A 20,801-nucleotide genomic window follows, 5' to 3' on the forward strand; every position below is an offset into this window, starting at 1 on the left:
CGGTGACCCGCCATTTGCCATCGGTGTGCAGCCGCACCTCGGCGACAATCCGATGCAATGCCCCAGGCGTGTTGTTCAGCAACGACCCGTCGGTTCTGTACTGCAACCAGTTTCGGTCATCGCCGCAGTCCTCGATCATCACCGACTTCGGCACGTCTTCCGGACTCACCGACGTCACCCGCGGGTTGTTCACCGGTTCGCCCCTGGCGACCAGACCGTTGTAGTGGTCGGCATACAGGTTGCCGGTGATGACCTGCAAGGCGTCGCCCGAGGCGTATTGCGACAGATACGGCGCCTGCCAATCGGAGGTGTGGCTGGCCTGCGCGTACGCCTTCCACATGCCGACGTACGCGGTGACCGCGTCCCGACGGGCGAGGTCCGCCGGAGACGTCGGTGTCGGTGACGGCGTCCCGCTCGACGGCGCGGGTGAGGAGGCAGCGCCGCTGCTGGCGGTCGGGTCGGGCGTGGAACCGCCAGAGCTACAGGCGGCGAGCAGCACCACGGCAGCAGTCACGGCGCCGACGGCGCCCCGCCGAGCCCGCCGGCGACGTCGTGGTGTACGAGCCCGGACCGCCACAGTGCCCACCTCGCAGGAAATCCCAACGAACGACCAACTCGCCCTGGAAAGGAAAAACCCTCCATCTAGGACTACTCCGGCTGCGTCGCATCGCAGCGGTCCCACTACGCAGTGGGACCGGCATCCCAGCGGGAAATGACTCAACCGGACTAGCCGCTACCCACCCGATCGGACTACTGCACTAGATCGCTGTCAGACCCGAACGGGGGATGTGGGGCGTGCAGGGGTCGTCGTCGAACGGCGGCCGTAGGCGGACAGCAGGCCGCCAACGCGGACACCGCCGACGGCGCGCACCACAGCCACGAGCCCCCTTCAGCAGCCGCGAACGCGCCAGAACCGTCGAGTCGGCGAGACAGGTCGCCGCTCCGGCACGGCGGGACCTGCTGGACCGCTTGGGACGAGGAGCGTCGAGGGCTACTGTTGGCGCATTCCGACTCGCCGTCCGCCACCAGTTCTGGTGCGGACGCGGAAGGAGCCAAGGACCTCGTGACGACCAGGCCCAGCCTGCGGGTGGAGCAGGCGGAACTGCGGGCGCGGATGCGCACGGCGGGCATGTCCCACGACGAGATCGCCGTCGAGTTCGCCCGCCGCTACCAGCTGCGCCCCCGCGCCGCCTACCGTGTCGCGCACGGCTGGACCCAGACGCAGGCCGCGGGCCGCATCAACGCCCACGCCGCCCGCGCCGGTCTGGACCCCCACGGCGCCGCCACTATGACCGGCCCGCGGTTGTCGGAGCTGGAGAACTGGCCGCTGCCGAACAACCGCCGCCGTCCTACTCCTCAAATCCTCGCGCTGCTCGCCGAGGTCTATGGCACCGGCATCCACAATCTGATCGACCTCGACGACCGTGAACACCTGACCCCCGCCGACGCTCTCCTTATCAGCAAGACGCCGAAAACGGTGCGGGCCAGGCCCGAAGAAGTGCCGAAGCCCAGGGGTGCGTCGCAGGTCGAGATGACCGGAGAAGGCATCAGATCGTCCGCTTCGGTGATGGTCTCGCCAGCCGGGGACGTGACCGCTTCCTTCGGTGGTGGGTATGATCGGCAGGCGGAGCTGCTCGACGTCGGCGTTCGGCTACGGTATTTTGCGGGACCCTCTGTGCAGGCTCCTTTTCTTGATTATCTTGACGGTTTCGTCGAGGACAGTGTCGCCTCCTATGAGGCACGGGGCCCAGCGCTTTTGATGCCTCTTGTCGTGCGGCAGCGGAAGGGCGTGCAAGCCCTCGTCGAGGGCTGGCAGCTGCCCCGGGACCGTATCCGGCTGCTCCGCTCCGCTGGGCGGCTGTCGGGGCTGGCCGGCTATATGGCGGTGAACCTCGGGGATTTTCCGCTCGCGCGTGCCTATTGCGTGGAGGCGTTCACCCTCGCGCTCGCCGTCGAGGACAGCGATCTGGCGGCCTGGGTTCGGGGCACCGAAAGCCTGTGTGCCTACTACGCCGGCGACTACCGGCTGGCCTTGGAGCGGGCCCGCGACGGACAGACCTACGCCGCGGGCGGGCCGCAGGCGATCCGGCTGGCGGTCAACGGCGAGGCCCGTGCCCTTGGCCAGCTTGGCGACCGCGACGGTGTGCGGGAAGCCGTCGGACGCGCGTTCGACCTCGCCGAGGGAGCCGAGCTGCCCGAGGGGATGTCGCCGTGTATCTCCTTCGGCCCCTACAGCTACGCGCGGATCGCGGCGAACGCCGCGACCGCCCACGTCGGCACCGGCGACACCGCCCTCGTCCAGAGCTACGCGTAGACCGCCAGCAGCCTGCCGGGCGCCGACCGTTCCCACTGGAGCGACATCCTGATCACCCTCGATGTCGCCACCGCACTGACGGCCGGCGACGACCCCGACCCGGAACACGGCGCCGCGCTCGGCGTCGAGGCCCTCACCCGCGCCGGTGCCGCGCCGATCGAGTCGATCCGCCAGCGCGGCCGGGAACTCGCCCGCCGCACCGCGCCCTGGCGGGCCCTGCCCGCCGTCGCCGAACTGGCCGAGGTCTCGCAGGCACTGACCCACGGCGCGCCGCGGTGAGCGAGCACGACCCGGTCCACGACGACTGGGAACGCTTCCGAGTCCTGCCCTCGATGACCGACCACTGGGACCGGCCCGGCTGGACCCCTGGCCGGCGCAGCTTCCACTGGTTCCTGACGTTCGACAGCACCGCGCTGCGCGACCTCGCCGCGATCTGCCAGCAGCAGCTACGCACGTTCGACTGCCTCGACCCGGTGCCCGCCGACGGGCTGCACCTCACCGTGCGCCGGCTCGCGTTCACCGACGAGATCGACCCCGCCACCCTCAGCACGGTCACCCGCCGGGTCCCGGAACGGTGTCGTGACCTGCCGGCGTTCCGGCTGCGGGTCGGACCGCTGGCCGGATCGAGCGGCGCCGTCCGCTTCACCGTCACCCCCTGGGAACCACTGGCCCGACTGCGGGACGCCGTGGACGACGTGTCCGCCACCTGTGGCCTGCCCGCCGTCGAGCAGCGTTTCCGTCCGCACGTCGGCATCGCCTACTGCAACCGCGATACGCCCGCAGAGCCGATCATCCGCCGGGTCGCGGGTCTACGTGACCTGCCGCCGGCCGAGGTATCTGTGGCAGATCTTCGACTGGTGCGGCTGTACCGCGACGGCGGCACCTACCAGTGGGACACCGTGGCTGTCGTCCCTCTGAGCGCCTAACACGTCTCGTCTGGTCGCCCGGGTCGGACGGCGCGGGGTTGCAACGGGGAGGCGGGCCGGTGGTTCAGGGCCGGGTGAGGGCCAGCTGAGCGAGGCCGACGAGGACAGCGGAGATCTCGGCAAGATCTGCCGGCACCCGCTGGGTCGCATCCGCCCGTGAGGAGGACCCGGACAGCTCTGATCGCGGGCGGGACTCGACCCTTCTCCCCAGCCCGGCGACGAGGTCTGCCCAGATCGCGAGGAACTCCTCAACCCCGCGCAGGATGTCCACCCGGACCCGCTCGGCACTGGACGCCGCGTAGGCGGCGAGGTCCGCGGCAGCCGTACCCGCCGGCGTCTGCTGATCGAGGCTGCGCTGGAGCGCTCGGGCGGCGTGCGCGGCGGCGTCCAACGCCGTCGCCGAGAACGCCACTCAGGAGGCCACGCAGCTCAGGATCGTGGGCGAACTCGTCGAGGCGCAGCGCGTGATAGGCCAGCCGGCATCCCGGGGACGCAAGCGGCAGGCGGTCCAACAGCGCCAGCCACCGCCGGCCGGCGAGCAACAGGCCGACGCCCACGGTCCCGGCAAACCAGGTCCCGAACAGCGCCAGCCGGCCGGCACTGATGCCGGCGCGGACCAGCTGGGCCCACAGCCAGAACCCTGGGACGCAGACCAGCACGGGGACGCCGACCTGGGCGGTTCGCCGGCGTCGACCAAAATGTGACGCCGCCGCCCGCAGCTGACGGTCGACCGAGCGGGATTCGGACACGATCACAGTCTCGCCTCGACGTCGCCGGCCGCGGTGGCTCGGGGTGGCGTGGACAAACCCGCCGGGACGGCCTGCGGGGCGTCGAGTATGAGCGTCCAGGCACCAGGTGGCGACGAGGTCGGCTTCGCAGCGAGGAAGGCCGCGGCGGTCGCGGCCAGGTGGCCGACGGGCAGGCCCGCATCGAGCACCAGGCGCCGATCGTCCGGCAGCGCGTCCAGGTAGCGCAGGAAGACCCGGTCAGTGGCGGCGACGAAGCGGGGGTCGACGAGGTGCGGGTGCACCGGCCCGCGACGGCGTTGCCGCGCGGCGACCGCGGCCTGGGACAGCCGCAGATACAGGTAGCGGCCGGGGCTCAGCGTGAGGCCCGCGCGGGCCTCTGCGGTGAACGTCCGCGCGGCGTAGCCGGCGTCGGCAGGAACACCGAGCTGGGCGACGGCGTGCTGGTGGGCGATGTGCGACAGCGGGCTGCGGTCGAACAGCACGAGGCCGGTGCGTGCCCGGCGGGCGACCTCGGCGCGTTGCCGCTCCACGCCGCGCAGGTGGTCAAGACCGGACCGGACGTCGCCGAGGGTCCTCGGCGGGTGCGGCAGCGGCGAGGACAGCTCGGCCGGATCGGGGATGACAGTGGCGCCGAGCTGGCTGGCGAGCACGGTCGCCAACGTGGACTTCCCCGTGCAGCGCAGGCCCTCGACAGCCACAAACCCGTGATGGGACGGCTGGTCGGATCGGGTCACGGAAGCCTCCAAGAGCCGGTCGAGCGCCGATAGTCGGTGCGGACGCTAGCGGCAGCCACCGACATCTCGCGGTGAAGCACGCGCCCCGAAGAGGGCTGGGCCGGTGCGGTCGCCGAGCCTAGGCGGCTGGCTTGCGGGCGACACCGGCCCACATCGCGGAGACCGACTCGCTGCTCGTGCGCCAGGCTGGTGCGGGGACGAGGCCGGGGTCGATCAGCTCCCAGCCGTCGAAGAAGCCGGCCACCTGGTCGCGGGTCCGTGGAAACAGGGTGCCGGGGGCGGCGGCGTTGACCTGGTCGACGCCCGCCTTCAGGTGGGTCTTGTCCGGGTAGACGTCGAGGCCGAGGTGCGACAGCACCAGGTAGCTGCCAGGCGCCACGGCATCGCGCAACATGCGTACGGCCGCGTGCGGGTCCTGGTCGTCCGGGATCGCATGCATGATCGCGACGAGCATCAGGGCGACGGGCTGGGTGAGGTCGAGCGTCGCGGCGGCCTGTTCGAGGATGCGGGCCGGGTCGCGCACGTCGCCGTCCAGGTAGGCCGTGCGACCCTCGGGGGTACTGGTCAGCAGCGCTCGGGCGTGCAGCAGGACCAGTGGGTCGTTGTCCACGTAAACGATGCGGGCGTCCGCAGCGACGCGCTGGGCGACCTCGTGGGTGTTGTCGGCTGCCGGCAGCCCGGTACCGATGTCGAGGAACTGCCGTATCCCGCAGTCGGCCGCCAGGAAGCGCACCGCGTTGCGCAGGAACGCCCGGTTCACGAGCACACCCTCATGGATCTCGGGCACCGTCTGGATCATGGCCTCGGCGACAGCCCGGTCCGCCGGGTAGTTGTTCTTGCCGCGGAGCCAGTAGTCGTAAATCCGGGCCAGGTGCGGCACATCGGGCCGCAGATCCGTCGGCACCGCCCCATTCGGCGCCGCCGACTGGAAGTTCCAGCCGTCGACCGTGCTGTCCTGTTCCGCCACTGGTGCCCTACCCCTTGTCGACTCAATCGGATTCATGATCGTTTCTTTGTGATCCACGCACGTTAGGTGGGTCTGCGCGTGGACCCCTGCCCGTCCTGACGTGGCCTCGGCGCAGGGCGCTGTCCCGCCGGGCGTTGGCTACGAAGCCACTGGGCGGTGCCCGCGGGGTCGTCGCTGAGGACGGGCAGGTCGGTGACGAGGCCGTCGACCCCGGCGACACTGAGCGGCCCAACCGTGCGCGCGCCGACCCCTCCCTCGGCCAGGAGCCGCACGGGGCGCTGGTGCCCGGTCGCCTCAACGAGTCGGCGAGCGGCGTGGACGCGGCGCAGAGCGGCCAGGGTCAGCGCGGCGTCCCGCGCGCCGCCAGGTGTGCAGACGACCACGAGCACGTCGATCGCGCCGAGGTAGGGACGCGCATCGACGACCCGGGTGTCCATCCCGAGCGCTAGGCCGGCCGCCTTGCCGTTCTCGCGAATGCGATGCAGGGCACGCGCGGCATCGTCGATCTCGGCTGGCACCGTGATCAGATCGGCGCCAGCGGTGGTGACCGCGTCGATGAGCGCCATCGGCCGGCGCGCCAGCAGGTGGGCGTGGAACGGGACCGTCGTCCGAGCGCGAAGGACCGCAAGCATGGCTGGGGAGAACATCAGGTCCGGCACGAAGTACCCGTCCGCGATGTCGAAGTGGATCAGGTCAGCGACGCCGCTGGTCCGATCGAGCTCCGTCCCGAGCGCGGCCAGATCCGCAGACCACAGCGACACATCGAGCAGAAGCCGGCGTTCGGGCAGCGCAGCCAGCCAACCGGCTGGCCGGCTCGCCAAGGTCGTCTGCTCGGTCGTCATCGGCTGCGCAACCTCTCGACCTTGGGAATGTTCGAGATCATGGTTGCAGCCGGCGCGGGGCTGGTCATTCGCCCGCGCACGAAGAAGCCGTTCGAGCCGTTGGAGGGCCACTGACCAGCGGAGATGGCTCACCAGGCAGACGGTTTCTTCCGCCGCGAGAACCTCAGTGCGTCGAGATCGTCCGTGTAGGTCGAGGGATGGAGCGGTCACCGGTGTCTGCCAGTCCGAGCGCCAGCAGCGGCTTCGCCCACCGCAGTAGGCGTCGTTGATATCCGCGTGTGGCAGAGGAGATCGCCAAGGACCGTACGCTGGGCGAATGGCCTTGAAAGCGCGTCTACGGGGCGGGGAGACCGACCTCGCCCTGCTCTCGCGGGTCCTGCCCACGGGTGGCACTCAGGTCGTCCGGGACGAGGAGGGCTACTACCTCACCTCGACGGCGGTGGACCACCGGCCCGAGGACACGGCCTTCTACGAGGCAGCGGCCGGGGTGCTCGCCTGGGTCAACGGCATCGGCTGGTTGAACAGCACCGACTTCCACGCCGTCGAGCTGACCGGGATGTACGACGACGGTGATCGGCGTCATGCCGTCCTCACGCCTAAGACGATCAGGTGCACCACCCGCATCGGGAGCGTCGTCATAGGAGGTGACGCGGTGGCCTCCGAGCCGCCACCGCCGCCGGGCCCTCCGCAGGCTGCTGCCGCGGCCCGCGGTCCGGCGCTCGCGGAGGCCCTGGCGATTCTCGGCCGGACCACGCACCTTGGGTGGGTCGAGCTCTACAAGGTGTGGGAGATCGTGCAGGACGGCCGCGACCCGGCAGCCCTCGGCTGGGTGACGAAAGCCGAAGCGCGGGCCTTCACGCAGGCCGCGAACCATCCCGGCATCAGCGGACAGGCCGCACGGCACGCCAGGATGCCCGGCACCCCGAGCAAGACGTCGGCCATGGGCCTCGCCGAAGGGGGAGCCTTCGTACGGCGGGTGATCCTCGCCTGGATCGCGGCGGAATCGAACTGACGCCGGCGAACTACGGCTGGAGCTGCCCGGGAGCAACGACAGCGGCGATGGCCATCGCCGCATGGTCGCTGAGGCCGTCGTGGCGAGGGGCATGAACGTAGTCGCAGCGGGTCAAGTCGAGCCGGTCGACGGTGAGGAAGGTGTGGTCGAAGCGGTAGCCGTTGCCGCCGCGGCCGTACCAGCTGTGGCCCGGGGCGTCGGGGTGCAGGGCGCGGTAGGCGTCGGTGAGGCCGGCGTCGGTGAAGGAACGATAGAAGTCGTACTCCCAGCGGCCGAAGACCGGGTAGTGCGGGACGTGGCCGGGTTCGACGACGTTGAGGTCGCCGGTGACCACGACCGGCCCCTCGAAGCCGGCGAGGAGATTGGGCAGCGCGCGGGTGACGGCATGTTGAAAGGCGCGCTTGTTCTCGTTGCGGCGTTCGGCCGGCCCCCGGGACGGGACGTAGAGGCCGACCAGACGCAGCCGCTGTCCACCGATCCGCAGGTCGACGGCGGGTGCGCGGTGGGCAAGGACGTCGATGCCAGCGGGCACGGGTTCGAGCGGCGCGTGGCGGGAGGCGATCACCGTGCGGTAGTCGGGCAGGTCCGGCTGCGGGGCGTGGAGGTGGATGTAACCGTGGTGGCCGAGCGCGTCGAGGAGCGCCTGACCACCGGGCCCGTGGCCGACCTCGGTGAACACGACGATGTCGGCGGCGGGCTGCTGTCCGAGCCAGGCGGCCTGGCGGCGGGCCCGGTCGGGTGCGGCGTGCTGGGCGTTGAACGTGACCAGCCGCAGCTCGGTCGTGGACGCGGGAGCCGCCGCGGTCGGGCTCGGGAACAGGGACTGCTGCGGGTTCATGCGTGCCGGGCCGTTTCGTCGAGGAAGACCTCGCCAGCGGCGTCGAGGTCCTGCTGGAGCTGGCCGAGGGTGGCGCGGACGAAGCTGAGGTCGTCGGCGGACAGCGGCGTGTCCAGGGCGGTGAGGTTCTCGCGGACCTGGTCGGGGGTGGTGAAGCCGACGAGCACGGCTGCGTTGGCGGCGCGCTGAAGGCTGAAGGCCAGCGCTACCCGGACCAGGTCGCGGGTCGAGGAGCCGAACCGGTCGCGCAGGGGCGCGAGCCGGCGGTCGACGAGCGCGAGCGCGTCGGGGGTGTACCAGCGTTTGCGTTGCCGGTGATCCCCGTCGCCGAAGCGGGGTGGCCGCTGCGGGTCGTATTTGCCAGTGAGCAGGCCCTGCCCGAGCGGCTTGTTGATCAGGATGCTGGTGCGGTGCTCGGCCGCGAGGGTGAACATGTCCGGCTGGCCGGCCAGCGGCGGTGGGGTCAACGGGTTGTGGCGGACGGCGAGAAAGTCGGGGCGGATGCGGTCGAACAGGACCCGGAATCGGGCGTGCTTGTCCGGCCGGGCTGATGGTGGCTGGGTGAGCCGGTGAGGGGCGTAGCGGTGCGGGCCGCGCATGCCGACGCAGCGCACCAGGCCCTGGCGTTGGAAGTCGCGCATCTGGGCGATGGCGTCGTCGAGGTAGCGGTCGTCGGCGCCGAACTCGCTGGTGTGGAAGAAGTAGATGTCGAGCCGGTCGGTGCGCAGGTTCTCCAGGCTCGTCTCCAACTGGCGGCGCATCGCCGCGGGCAGGTAGGCATGGGCGGCGGTGCCGGCGAAATAGCCGACCTTGGACGACAGCACGACGCTGTCCCGATCCACATGCTCGACCAGGTGGCCGAGGAGGCGTTCGGAGCGGCCGTGGCCATAGACATCAGCGGTGTCGAACAGGTTCGCTCCCAGGGTGTACGCGAGTTCCAACCCCGCGCGGGAGGCTGTGTCGTCGGCGGTGGACCAGCCCATCGGCAGGCCCAGGTTGTGGTCGGGGCCACCGATGGCCCAGCAACCGACGCCGATCGGATGAACGGTCAGCCCGCCGGCGAGCGTTCGGGCTGTCAGAGGACTCGTCGCCGCCATCTCGTTCCCCTCGTTGTCCGCCGACGGTCTCTGGGATCGGCCTGTGTGCGGGCGCTGCTGGCTGTGACGTTAGGGTCACCGGCATGACGACTCCGGACCCCGCCACCCTGCTGGACCTGGATGCGATCAGGGCGAAGGGGTGGGCCGACCGTAGCGACTTCCCCGACGCCGAATACGGCCGTGCCGAGGCGTTCTACACGGCGATGCGCGCCCACGACGAACGCCTGCACGCGGTGCGGACGAGGGCGTCGGAGCTCATCGAGCGCTGGACCGGGCATCGGCCGTGGGACGTCGGTTCGTTCGGCACCCGGTTGAACCTGGAGACCTCGGATCTGGACCTGGGCATCGGCTACCCGGTGGAACGCCGTGCGGAGCTGATGGCCACGCTCGACGGGAGCGCCCGCTTCCTTGGCGAGCGCTACACCAGCTTCTCCACGACCCGGCTGGTGTTCGCCTTCACCGTGGACGACGTCGAGATCGACCTGAGCGCGTTGACGGTGGACGACTTCGCGGTCGCCTGCCGGATGCTCGACCAGATCGACGAGGCGATGAGCCACGACGAGCGGGTCTGCCACACCTGGGTCAAGCACCTGCTGCGCCAGACTGGCCGGCTGGAGGACTACGCGGCGTGGAAGCTGGTCACGTACGCCCGGTTCTGCCCGGAGTTCAACTGGGTGCCGATCCCGGAGAAGTCCGGCACCTGATCGGTTGCGGGCCTGCGGGTCAGCTGGCACAGGAGTCCGCCGCGTTGATCAGTGTCCAGCCGCTGGCCGCGGACCATCGCCGGTGTTCGGTGGCGAGCAGTGCTGTGTGCTCGCGGTCGAGGACGGGGAGCAGGTCGTGCACAGCGGCGGCGAGGACGCCCCGCAGCAGGGCGAGGCGCTTTTCGACCCGCTGCCAGATCCGGGCACCCAGGATCGCTTCGGCCGCCGGATCGTGGCAGAGAGGCTGGGTGTCGACTTCGGCGATCAGGTCGCCGAGCACCGTGTAGCTGGCGTCCTTGAGTACGCCACGGGCCCCGCGGACCTGGCGGCGGGGGTCGCCGTCGAGGACTTTCTCCAGCGACTTGAACGTGTAGTCGAGGGCGAAGTGCCGGTCGACCCAGCGCTGCGCCCAGCCGGCGGCGACCCCGATCCGCCAGTCGGCGTAGCTCGCCTCGACCCGGCCCATGCTCGGCGTCACCGCCCCGGAAAGGCCGGCGTGCTGGACTCGTCGGGTGTAGGCGGCGCCGATCAGGCATTCCATGCTGACCAGCAGGTAGGAGATGGCCTGGTAGAACGGCTGGCCCGTGCTCGCCGTCGCGACGAACTGCGCGTCCCGGACCCCTCGCACGACCTCGGCAGGGGGAAGATCTCGTTGCGGGGCCAGGAGCAGGTCGGTGCGGCCCTGGAACGCATGGGTGGCCTTCAGCTCGTCGAGGGTCATCAGCGGGTCGAAGGTGATGTAGGTGAACCGAGTCGGGACACCAAGTGCGGACAGGGTCCGGACCGCCAGCAGATTCTGCTCGCCCGTGGTGTCCTTCGCGAACCGGCCGAGGACGCTGTCGACCCCGGACTCCACGCCGAACAGCATCCGCCGCAGGCCCCGGTCGACTAGCGCCCGCCACATCTCGGCGCGGTCGACATGCCAGTCGAGGCCGCGGTCGGCGTCGACGACCTGGTCGACGCGGCAGCTCGACTCCCAGCCGAAGCCCGCCGCATGCAGCAGACCGGCCAGCTCTAACGCCCTGCTGGCGGCGTCGGGCCTGCGGCCGAGGAACTCCTCGTCGACCAGGTACAACGTCCGCGACACCTGCGGGTAGCGGTCGAAGACCGCCGACAGCTCGCCCAGGAGCCACGGCAGCCGGCCCGTACCGGCCCCCGCCCAGCTGCCCTTGTGGTCGCGGGGGCAGAACGAGCAGTAGCTGGTGCAGCCCCGGCTGGTCTCCAACTGCGCGACACCGTGATGGTCGAACGTCGCCGGCAGCAGGTCGAGCTCGGGAACGACGTCGGCCGTCACGTCCCGGGTGACGGGTCTCGCGGTCTTCCGCCGCCCGACCGCCAACCCACTCCCGCGCGGTGCTCCCACATATCCCAGTCCTGGGACCTCGTCGAGGGCGCAGTCGCCGTGCCAGTGCGCCAGCAGCGCGCTGATCGTGGCCTCCCCGCCCGCCCTGGCGACCAGCAGCGACCTGAACCGGTCCAGCAGGACCCGTTCGACCCGTACGGTGAGGCTGCCGCCGACGACGACCAGCGGCGGATCATCCTGGGCGTAGACCGACTCCAGCAGCTGGACCAGCAGGTCGTACTGGCCGAACGTCGCCGACACCCCGAGAACGTCCGGCCGGTCCGCCTCGACACGGGCGACCAGCCCGTCGAGCGTGAGCCCGAGCTGCATGTCGGCCAGGGACACCGTGCCCAGCAGCGTCTCACGCGCCGCGCGCGCCACCGTGCTGATCCCCAGCGGAAACCGCGGCAGCGGGAACGTCTCCGGGTGATACAGCGCCGCCAGCAGCACCCCGGGCCGCGACAACCGCTCCACGCCCGGCTCGTCCACGTCAGCCAGCGACAGCCAGGACGCCGGCTCGTCGAGCACCACCGTGTCCCGTGTCCACGCCGGCCAGGCCCGTGAACCGTGCGGTTGACCCGACAGGTCCGCCACCACCCACCGGCCCTCACCACGCTCGACGAAAACCAGACGGCGATCGAGCGCGCCCGCGACCCGAACCCGCCTCACCTCACCGGCACACTGCCGCTCCACCCAGTCGCGAAGCGCGAGTGGGTGGAGCAGCAGCTCACTGTGATCGGGTGGGCCAGCAGCCGGATTAGCGCCAGCGAGGCGTACAGCGGTGACCAGACGGGCGAGGGGCTCAGGGGGATGCTCCACGGCGATGCCTTCCGGACGGACGGTGCTCCACCGCCGTACGGATGGCCCCGGATTGGACCAGCTTCGGCGGTGTGCGTGTAGCACCTGTCACTGTCCGCGACATCGCACAGGATGGTCATTCCCTGGGACGCGAACAAGCAGTTCCCCACCACGCGGGGCCGCCACCTGCACAGACAGGGCCTACAGCCCCCAGAACTTCGGCCGCAGCGTCGACTTCACGTCGAACCCGGCCGGACGCTCTTGATCGCCGTCGCGAACACATGGGCAGCTGACGAAGCAGGCTGGCGCCCGGTTCAACAGGTCCGCCAGCTGCCCACGGATACGGCGTCCACGCCGCGCGACGTGACGTGCTAGGCGTCGCCAGGTGCCCAACCGGAGACGGCGAAGTTCTGCCGCTTCCGGTACAGCTCGACACCTATCCGCGTGTAGGGGTAGGTGTTGTCGGGCAAAGCGTCGAGCGGGAACCAGCCGAGGCGGGCGCACTTGTGCGGCTCGGCGTTGACCGGCTCGCCCTCCCACGACTGCGCGTGAAAGAACAGCCCGAGCCGACCCTCGCCGTGCTCGTTGCGGAAGTGCACGGTCGAGGCGAGCGACAGCGCCCCGCGGCCCAGGTGAAGGCCGATCTCCTCGCGGGCCTCGCGGCAGATCGCGGCGGCGACGTCCTCGCCGGCTTCCAGCTTCCCCGACGTTCTCTAGGCTTCGCTCCGCTGTCGGGTTCAAGAGCCTCAGGGAGATCGTCGTGGAGAACAGCGCGTCCTGGATAGTTGAATTCTATAACTTTACAGCCAAGCTTCCTGGTGTTGAGGTTGAGGGGTTCGTCGGGCTGGGTGATGTACACGAGCGGGCGGCGCGTAACGGCGCGCGGCACGGCACTCCACTGATTATGAAAACGTCGGGTATGGTCGATTCCCGGGTCAATCTGTTCTTCCGTACCGGTCCGATGGTGGCGGCGCGGCCGTCGACGTGGCGGCGCTACGCCTACTCGCTGGTGGTCTGGCTGAACTTCCTGGAGGTGTTCGGGCGGCAGTGGGACACGGCGACTGCGGGCGATGTGGAGGCGTTCAAGGACTGGCGGGTGACCGACCGGGCGAACGACGGCCGGGTCGCGCCGGCGAGTTTCGACGCGGACCGGGCGGCGCTGAACTGTTTCTACTCGTGGGCGGTGGTGCGCTACGGCGTGGTCAACCCGGTTCCCTCCGGCCGGTGGGCACGTACCGGCCGGCCAGGTGACGACGTCGATGGCTGGCGTGGGTCTCGGGACCCGCTGCGCCCGGCGGGGGCGCCGCGGCGGCAGGTGAAGTGGATGTTGCGGAGGGCGTTCGAGCAGTGGCGGGACATCGGCCTGCGCGGCTACGGCTTCGACGGCGTCCGGCACCCGGACTGGTGCGGCCCGTATGAGGACCGGGACGTCGCGTTCGTCGACGGCCTGTACGGGACGGGGCTGCGGCTGACCGAGTGGGCGAGCATCCTCGATGTCGAGCTGCCCGGCGACGGCGGCGATCGTTTTCCGCGGGCGTGGCTGGCGGCGGCGTGCGCGAAGGGCGGCCGGCACGGGCGGGTCTACCGGATACCGCGTCGGGCGCTGACGGCAGTGCGCGGCTACCTGGACCCGCAGGAGGGCTCCCGGGGCGAGAGGGTCCGCTGGGCACAGCAAGCCGGCCGCTACGAACAGCTGACCGTCCGGCGGTTCGTCAGCGGCTACAACCCCCGCTCCCGCATCCTTACGCTGGAGGGCGCGGCCGGGCCGGTCCGCATGTCGGTGGACGTGCTGGGCCCGCACGAGCGCCGCTGCCTCTTCCGGCGGACTGATAACGGTCTGGAGCCGCTGGCTGTGTGGCTGGGACGCGATGGGCTACCGAAACATCCGCACGGCTGGGAGGACACGTTCACCGCCGCAAACCGTCGTGTCGCAGGGGCGTGGACGGCCGCGGGCCGGATGGGCAGCGCGCCGTCGTGGTGCACGCCGCACATGTGCCGGCACAGCTTCGCGCTGAAATGGTTCTCGATCCTGTCGATGGTGTGGAACAACCGGCTGACGGGCTTCACCGCCGAAGAGCTGAAGGACTATCGCACGCAGTTCGGGGATATTTGGTATCAGCTTGCCGGTCTGCTCGGACACGCCGATCCGTCGACGACCCGCGACCATTATCTGGAACCGTTCACCCGTTTGGACGTCGACTATCTGATGGCACTGCTGGACGGCGAGGAGCAGACCGCCGTCGACACGCTGCTGCGCGCGGTGGCCGCCGACAGCGGACGCGTACTCACCGGGGCGGACCTGAGCGGCACGGGGAGCGCCGGGTGAGCGGCACCGGGGCGGGTGGCCGGCGCGCGACGCAGCCGGCCACGGGCTGGCGGCCACCGCAGCGGCTGGAGGCCGACGGGGACGGCCTGCGGGTGCGGTTCGTCGAGGAGTCCGGCCGACGGGAGCGAACGTTCGACTTCGCCGGTCTGCCGTCGAGCAGGACGTCCAGCGATGGCTGGCCCGGGTGTTCGCCCGCCGGGCCGGTCCACGTTCGGCGACGAAACGGATGGGCACCGCCGTGGGGCACTTCGATGTCCTGCGGGGCTTCGCCGCGTCGCTCGCCGGAGCGTCACCGCCCCCGTCCGGCCCGGTCGATCTGCGGCCCGCGCACGTCACCGCGTTTGTCCTGCGCTACCGCGGTCAGCCCAGCGAGCGGGAGTATCTCAAGCGGCTGCGGGTGCTGCTGCGTGACGATCCGGAGCTGCCCGAGCCCGCGCGGACGGCGCTGTTGTCCGCGCGGCTCGCGCCAGCGGCGCCAGTGAGCCCGGTCGTCGGCTACGGCGACACGGAATGGCAGCAGATCATGACCGTGGTGCGGCGGGACGTGCGGCTGGCCCGGGACCGTATCCGGGCCAGCCGCCAACTGCTAGATCGTTTCCGCACCGGTGCCCTGCCGTCCGAGAGCCCGGAGAGTGGGCTTGGTGTGTTGCTGGACGTCTTCGACCGTACCGGTGATCTTCCTCGCGTCGGCTCGGGCGGGCATTCCCGAGCCGTTCGGGACGCCGGTGGCCTGACCGCCGTCGGGGGGCGGCTGTGCCTGTCCAGCGACGAGGCGGTCGCGTTCTGCCTGCTGCTGGTCGCGCTGACCGGAGAGAACGTCGGCACCGTCGCCGCGTGGCCGGCCGCACACCACCGGCCCGACGGAGGCGACGGCGACACCGGTGTCGCCCTCGTCGAAGAGGTCAAGCCACGGCGCGGGCCCGACCGGGAACACATGGTCATCGCGCTGGAGGACCTGCCCGCCGGGCTGGAGGCAGCCGGTGAGGAGACGCGGCTGTTCCGCTCTCCGCTGCGGGTCTACCGGCTGCTGGTGGAGCTGACCGAGCTCTCCCGCCGGCACGGCGGCCACACCTCGGCATTCAGCGCCTTCGTCGCCCGGCCCGGCCCGCTCGGCTCCCGCTGGACCGAAGGGGTCAACGCCACGGACCTGCTCTGGTGGGCCCGCCGCCGAGGCTTCCCCGCCGCCGCCGAGGCCGGTCCGGGCACGAGACCGGCGGTGCACGTCGGACGCCTGCGCCAGACCGTGATCGAACGCCGCCGGCAGCCGATCGCCCACACCCGGCAGACCATGAACGACCACTATCTCCGGCGCAGCCGCACGGTCCAGGACGACAGCCGCACCGTGGTCGGTGCCGCGCTGCGCGAGCAGGTCGACAGCGCGCGGGCAGCCCAGGGCATGCCCGTACTCACCGTGGCCTTCCTTGCCCACGCCCGCCGCGACCCCACCGCCGCGGCGGCCACGGCCGGGATGGACCAGGACACCCTGCGGCGCATGATCTCCGGGGTGCAGGACACCGCCCTTGCTTCCTGCACGGACCACCGCGACGGCCCGCACATCACGGCGGGGCAGCCATGCCCGGCGTCGTTCCTGGACTGCCTGGACTGCCCGAACGCCCGCGCACTGCCCCACCAGCTCGGCGTGCAGATGCTGGCCGCCGAGCGGCTACGCGCGCTGCGACCGAACCTCACCCCGGCCGTCTGGGAAGCCCATCTGCGCCGACGGCTCGACCAGCTGGAGGAGATCCTGAACCACTACACGCCGGCCGAACGCGACCACGCCCGCGCCGGCGTGACCGCCCGCCAGCAGCAGCTCGTGGACGATCTACTCGACGGCCGATGGGACCTGCGATGACCACCGCGGCGCACTCGCAGGCGCACATTGAGGATGCCGTCGGCTGGCCGGACGACGACACGATCGTGCTGGCCGGCCGGCCGCTGCGCCCCGGCACCGACGAGACGCTGTTGTCCCGCTTCGGGGACATGGTCTGGCAGCTGAGCCCGGCACATCCCGACGCGCACGTCACCGTCGCCGCGCTGGACTGGCGCCGCTACCCGGCCCGGCTCGTCGGGCCGTTCAAAACGTTTTTCCACACCGCGCTGGAGCAGCCCTACCCGGCGTCGCCACATGTGCAGCGGCCCGGTGAGCGGCCCAGCGTCGCCACGCTCAGCTACTGGTTCGGCGACCTGCTCGTCTTCGCCACCTGGCTCAACGAACGCGCCGTCGGCAGCCTCAGGGACGTCACCACCGCCGACCTGGACGCCTACCGGTCCCACATCCTCGGACTGGGCCGCAGCCCCGCCCGCGAGACGGATCTCCTCGCCGCCGTCCGCACCCTGTGGCTCTACCGCGAACGTCTTCCGACCGCATGCCGGCTTCGGGTCTGCCCGTGGAACGGCTTGGCGGCCAAGGATCTGGTCCGCCTCCCACCCGGCGGCAGGGAGAACGCCACTCCCCGGATCGCCCCGGCGACGATGGACGCCCTGCTCGCCTGGGCGCTGCGCATGGTGGAAACCCTGGGCCCGGACATCCGCGACGCCTGGCACGAGTTCCACGATCTCGACGCGGGCTCCCACCCCTCCCAGCAGATCTACGACGGGCTGGGCATCCCCGACCGTCTGGACCTGTTCCTCCACCACGCCAGCAGACGCGGAACCCCGCTGCCCGGACGGCACGACCCCGCCCGCGGCACTGTCGTCAACGGCGCTCACATCTTGCGCCTGATCGGAGTCCCTCCGGACAAGCGCGCCGGGCTGCCCCCACGGCAGCGGGCGCTGCTGGAGAACGCGGGACTCCCGATCGCCACCGACACCACCATAGGCAGCATCACCGCACACCTCGACGGCATCCCCTGGCGGCCAGACCCGATCAGCATCCGCGAGCTGCCCACCCTGGTGCGGCTGCTCTATGCCTCCGCCTTCACCGTCATCTGCTATCTCTCGGGCATGCGCCCCGGTGAGGTCCTCACCCTGCCCCACGGCTGCTCCGGCAGCGACCCCCGCACCGGCGAACTCCTGGTGCACGGCCGGCGCGGCAAGGGCTACGACCGCAGCCCCCTGACCTCCGGCCGGGCCGAACCCGACCGACCCTGGGTCGTCGTCGCCCCGGTCCACACCGCCGTGCAGATGCTGGAGACCCTCGCCGACTTCCCGTTCCTGTTCCCCGCCAGCCCGATCGCCGCCCACACCGGCCGGGCCAACACCACCCACGCCCGGTCCACCGCCGCCATCAACCAGGACCTGGAAGACCTCATCACCTGGGTCAACACGACCTTCACCCACCCGGACGGCACCCTGCCGATCCCACCCGATCCGACCAAGCACCTGCGCGCCACCCGCTTCCGGCGCACCCTCGCCCACAGCATCGTCCGCCGCCCCCGGCGGCCTCATCGCCGCCGCCCTGCAATACGGCCATGTCCACACCAAGGTCACCCTGAGCTACGCGGGCGCCGCGGACACCTCCTGGCTCGACGACCTCGCCGTCGAACGCCTGGAATTGGTCATCGAACAGACGCAGACCGACACCCGGCTCCTCACCGACGGCGAGCACATCAGCGGACCCGCCGCCGCCGAATACCGCACCCGGGGCGCACGGTTCCACGGCCGCGTTGTCAACCAGGCCCGCAACGCCCGGCGGCTCCTCGCCAGCTCGGACCCCGATGTCCATCATGGCGACGGCCTCACCTGCGTCTACCGCGCCGAGACCGCCGAATGCCGCCGCGTCCTCGCCCGGCAGGGGCTCACCCCCGACGGGCCGCAGGAGTTCCACTGCCGGTCCACCTGCCCCAACCTTGCCTACACCGACCGCGGCATCGACCAGCTCCGCGCACGGCTCAATCGTCTGGACGCCACCATCGGCGACCCGCTGACACCGCAGCCGCTCCGCGACCGCGCGCACGCACAGGCCGAAGCCGCGAAAGCCACCATCGACCGGCACATCTCGACCTCGCCCCGTCGGGCAGACCAGGCAGACCAGTGATGACCCGCCAGCCCCGGAATCCGCCGGCAGAGAGATCCGCCATCGAGGCCGCGACCGCGCGGCTGCTTGCCGGAACCCCACTGCGGTCCCGCTCCGGCAAACTCACCGTCACCGAGCTGATCGTCGAGTCCGGCCTGCGCCGCGACGTCGTCTACGCCGACCACTCCCACCTGGTCGAGGTCTTCCGCACGCTGGTCAAGGCACAGAACTCCACACCCACCGCCCTGCGGGACCTCGCCGAGGAGAACGCCGACCTCATGCAGAAACTCGCCGCGTCCAAAGCCGAGCTGGCCGAGGAACGCGCCGCCGCCGCGACCCTGCGCAGACTCGTCGTCGAGCTGTCTCTGGAACTGAGCCAAGCACAGGACCAAGGACATGATCAGAGAAACGCCGTTCGTCTCACGCCCGCACCGACCCGCACCTCATCGGCCCTTGCTGACGGACTCCCTACTCGACTCCACCACATGTTGTAGGAGAGCTGTGCCGGACCGTTACCGAAGCATCGTTGACGTCTACGTCCTGCTCCGACGAGACGGCAAGATTCTCCTCCTGGAACGCGCCAACACCGGGTACGCCGACGGGCAGCTCTGCCCACCCAGCGGCCATCTCGAAGAAGGTGAATCCGTGGTGGATGGCGCCATCCGCGAAGCCCACGAGGAGGTCGGCGTCACTCTCCGGAAGGAGAACCTTCATTTCGTGCATGTCGTGCACCACCGCAACCCGCAGGGGCAGGCCCGCATCGGCTTCTTTTTTGGAGCTACCCGGTGGGAAGGAGAGCCGCGTAACCGCGAGCCCGCGAAATGCGCCGGCCTCTTCTGGGCTGACCCCGACAAGCTGCCACCCAACACGGTCGGCTACACGGCCGCGGCTGTCGCACAGATCCAAGTCGGACACGGATTCTCCATCGATGGCTGGGATGGCATCTACAGCAGCGAAGACGCGGAGAACAGCAAATGATCATCTACGCTCTGGCAATGGCAGGTTCGCGTAGAGCGAAGACCGTTCGGTAGCCACGCCGCCGCGTACCCCACACGCCACGTCTACCTGCCCTGTGTCAACCCAGTGGCGCCTGGTTGAATCCGCCTCGCTCGGCCCGGTATGGCTGAGGCTCGCACCCGGCCGGTGCGACGGTCCGGAGATCGGCCTTGGCGAGGTCGAGGACGGTGACGCTGGAGGGACGGTAAGGGTTGGCACCAGCCAGGTCGGCGCGGGGGACGCCGGGCAACCGCGGACGGCGGGCGAGGACCAGGGCGGCGGCCGCGCGTCGGACGAGATCGGCGCGCAGGCGCGGGTCAGCTCCATCGACTTTGTAACCGTCACCCAGCCGGCGGACACCCGTTGCCCGGCACCGAAACGATCACCGGTAGGGCGAGGGTTGGCTTGGTGCGGAAGCCGGTCCCGTCAGGGACGCTGGCCGCGGCGAGCCGATCGGGTCGTCGGTCCAGGGCTTCGGCAGGTACGGAGCGTTGCCGCGCGGGTGTCGACCAGGGGGATGCCCGGTTAGAACTCGACTGGCAACATCATCCACTACGTCGAACGCACGTTCTGAGCGCCTGGTAGGTCCGTTCGCTCCGGTCCGCCTGGTCACCATGATCGTGGGAGTGGTAAGGTCGGCGTTTCTCTTCGCGTCCGGAGACGTGACGACGCTCGGTGTCCGTCTGGGGAATTCTGACGTACGTCACGTTCCTCGGGGTTACTATGCCGCTAGGGCCTCGGGCGGTTGCTCTCGGCGCAAGCTCGGGGGGGCGTATGGCGGCGTCAGCTGCGAACGGGCGTGCGGGCGGTGGAGCCGACTCTGCTTCGGCATCGCCGCAGGTGGTCGCGTCTTCTCTTGCGTTGCCGAAGGGCGGCGGTGCCATTCGCGGTATCGGCGAGAAGCTGGCCGCGAACCCGGTCAGTGGCACGGGCACCGTGTCGGTGCCGATCGCCGCCAGTCCCGGTCGCTCCGGATTCGGCCCTCAGCTCACGCTCGGCTACGACTCGGGGGCGGGTAACGGGCCGTTCGGTCTCGGGTGGAGTCTTTCGACGGTCGACGACTCGATGACCTGTTCCCCCAACTTGACTATCCGCCGATCCCACTCGCCAACCCGACCGGGATAGTCCTTCTTACCGCCTTCGTTGACGTGGCTCCGACGGGGGCCGGTCGTCGGCGAGTCGCTTTCAGTGTCGAGGAGCA

18 protein-coding genes are annotated in these 20,801 nt (G+C 70.6%); 9 read left to right on the forward strand and 9 right to left on the reverse strand.

The window, feature by feature from the left end; genetic code table 11:
• A partial coding sequence (locus AC08OV_RS03225; RefSeq protein WP_476619270.1) for a hypothetical protein occupies positions 1–502 on the reverse strand: 502 nt, incomplete at its 3' end.
• Positions 503–1,114: 612 nt separating this feature from the next.
• On the opposite strand from AC08OV_RS03225, the gene AC08OV_RS03230 reads away from it, so the two are divergent.
• Positions 1,115–2,314, forward strand: a complete 1,200-nt coding sequence (locus AC08OV_RS03230) for a helix-turn-helix domain-containing protein (protein ID WP_476619287.1) — start codon at positions 1,115–1,117, stop codon at positions 2,312–2,314.
• A gap of 275 nt (positions 2,315–2,589) precedes the next feature.
• Positions 2,590–3,240 (forward strand): 2'-5' RNA ligase family protein, encoded by a 651-nt coding sequence (locus tag AC08OV_RS03235; RefSeq protein WP_476619271.1) that lies wholly within the window; start codon positions 2,590–2,592, stop codon positions 3,238–3,240.
• 64 nt (positions 3,241–3,304) lie between these two features.
• Here AC08OV_RS03235 and AC08OV_RS03240 read toward each other — a convergent pair whose 3' ends face one another.
• The 4 genes from AC08OV_RS03240 to AC08OV_RS03255 all read right to left on the reverse strand — a co-directional run bounded on the left by AC08OV_RS03240 (position 3,305) and on the right by AC08OV_RS03255 (position 6,532).
• Positions 3,305–3,652 carry a hypothetical protein gene (locus AC08OV_RS03240; protein WP_476619272.1) on the reverse strand — a complete coding sequence of 116 codons (348 nt, stop codon included), beginning with the start codon at positions 3,650–3,652 and terminating at the stop codon, positions 3,305–3,307.
• 339 nt (positions 3,653–3,991) lie between these two features.
• Positions 3,992–4,723 carry an AAA family ATPase gene (locus tag AC08OV_RS03245; RefSeq protein ID WP_476619273.1) on the reverse strand — a complete coding sequence of 244 codons (732 nt, stop codon included), beginning with the start codon at positions 4,721–4,723 and terminating at the stop codon, positions 3,992–3,994.
• A 118-nt stretch (positions 4,724–4,841) separates the two neighbouring features.
• Positions 4,842–5,690, reverse strand: a complete 849-nt coding sequence (locus AC08OV_RS03250) for an SAM-dependent methyltransferase (protein ID WP_476619274.1) — start codon at positions 5,688–5,690, stop codon at positions 4,842–4,844.
• A gap of 62 nt (positions 5,691–5,752) precedes the next feature.
• Positions 5,753–6,532 (reverse strand): ribulose-phosphate 3-epimerase, encoded by a 780-nt coding sequence (locus AC08OV_RS03255; protein WP_476619275.1) that lies wholly within the window; start codon positions 6,530–6,532, stop codon positions 5,753–5,755.
• A gap of 316 nt (positions 6,533–6,848) precedes the next feature.
• Between AC08OV_RS03255 and AC08OV_RS03260 the strand changes: the two genes are divergently transcribed.
• Complete coding sequence (locus tag AC08OV_RS03260) at positions 6,849–7,544, forward strand: hypothetical protein (protein WP_476619276.1); 696 nt, start codon at positions 6,849–6,851, stop codon at positions 7,542–7,544.
• A gap of 10 nt (positions 7,545–7,554) precedes the next feature.
• Here AC08OV_RS03260 and AC08OV_RS03265 read toward each other — a convergent pair whose 3' ends face one another.
• Together AC08OV_RS03265 and AC08OV_RS03270 are read right to left on the reverse strand one after the other, a co-directional pair.
• The gene (locus AC08OV_RS03265) at positions 7,555–8,382 is read right to left on the reverse strand and encodes an endonuclease/exonuclease/phosphatase family protein (protein WP_476619277.1); all 828 of its coding nucleotides are present in this window, start codon (positions 8,380–8,382) and stop codon (positions 7,555–7,557) included.
• On the reverse strand, positions 8,379–9,479 hold the full coding sequence (locus tag AC08OV_RS03270) for an aldo/keto reductase (protein ID WP_476614650.1): 1,101 nt from the start codon (positions 9,477–9,479) through the stop codon (positions 8,379–8,381). The genes AC08OV_RS03265 and AC08OV_RS03270 overlap by 4 nt, the downstream gene beginning before the upstream one ends.
• An 83-nt stretch (positions 9,480–9,562) precedes the next feature.
• Here AC08OV_RS03270 and AC08OV_RS03275 point away from each other — a divergent pair, with 83 nt between their 5' ends.
• Complete coding sequence (locus AC08OV_RS03275; RefSeq protein WP_476614651.1) at positions 9,563–10,183, forward strand: hypothetical protein; 621 nt, start codon at positions 9,563–9,565, stop codon at positions 10,181–10,183.
• Positions 10,184–10,202: 19 nt separating this feature from the next.
• Here the strand turns inward: AC08OV_RS03275 and AC08OV_RS03280 are convergent, their stop codons facing one another.
• Both AC08OV_RS03280 and AC08OV_RS03285 read right to left on the reverse strand, forming a co-directional pair.
• Positions 10,203–12,344 carry a B12-binding domain-containing radical SAM protein gene (locus tag AC08OV_RS03280; protein ID WP_476614652.1) on the reverse strand — a complete coding sequence of 714 codons (2,142 nt, stop codon included), beginning with the start codon at positions 12,342–12,344 and terminating at the stop codon, positions 10,203–10,205.
• Positions 12,345–12,694: 350 nt separating this feature from the next.
• A complete protein-coding gene (locus AC08OV_RS03285) occupies positions 12,695–13,021 on the reverse strand; it encodes an NUDIX domain-containing protein (RefSeq protein ID WP_476614656.1) in 327 nt (108 codons plus the stop codon).
• A gap of 62 nt (positions 13,022–13,083) precedes the next feature.
• Between AC08OV_RS03285 and AC08OV_RS03290 the strand changes: the two genes are divergently transcribed.
• The 5 genes from AC08OV_RS03290 (at position 13,084) to AC08OV_RS03310 (ending at position 20,725) form a co-directional block, all read left to right on the forward strand.
• Positions 13,084–14,649, forward strand: a complete 1,566-nt coding sequence (locus AC08OV_RS03290; protein ID WP_476614653.1) for a site-specific integrase — start codon at positions 13,084–13,086, stop codon at positions 14,647–14,649.
• Between the two features lie 226 nt (positions 14,650–14,875).
• Positions 14,876–16,501, forward strand: a complete 1,626-nt coding sequence (locus AC08OV_RS03295; protein ID WP_476614654.1) for a hypothetical protein — start codon at positions 14,876–14,878, stop codon at positions 16,499–16,501.
• Positions 16,498–19,098, forward strand: a complete 2,601-nt coding sequence (locus AC08OV_RS03300) for a hypothetical protein (RefSeq protein WP_476619278.1) — start codon at positions 16,498–16,500, stop codon at positions 19,096–19,098. Before AC08OV_RS03295 ends, AC08OV_RS03300 begins: the two co-directional genes overlap by 4 nt.
• Before the next feature lie 7 nt (positions 19,099–19,105).
• On the forward strand, positions 19,106–19,582 hold the full coding sequence (locus AC08OV_RS03305; RefSeq protein ID WP_476612727.1) for an NUDIX hydrolase: 477 nt from the start codon (positions 19,106–19,108) through the stop codon (positions 19,580–19,582).
• Between the two features lie 792 nt (positions 19,583–20,374).
• Complete coding sequence (locus AC08OV_RS03310) at positions 20,375–20,725, forward strand: SpvB/TcaC N-terminal domain-containing protein (RefSeq protein ID WP_476619279.1); 351 nt, start codon at positions 20,375–20,377, stop codon at positions 20,723–20,725.
• The last annotated feature ends 76 nt before the right edge of the window (positions 20,726–20,801 follow it).

This window comes from Frankia sp. CeTa3Moorea, from assembly GCF_978021225.1.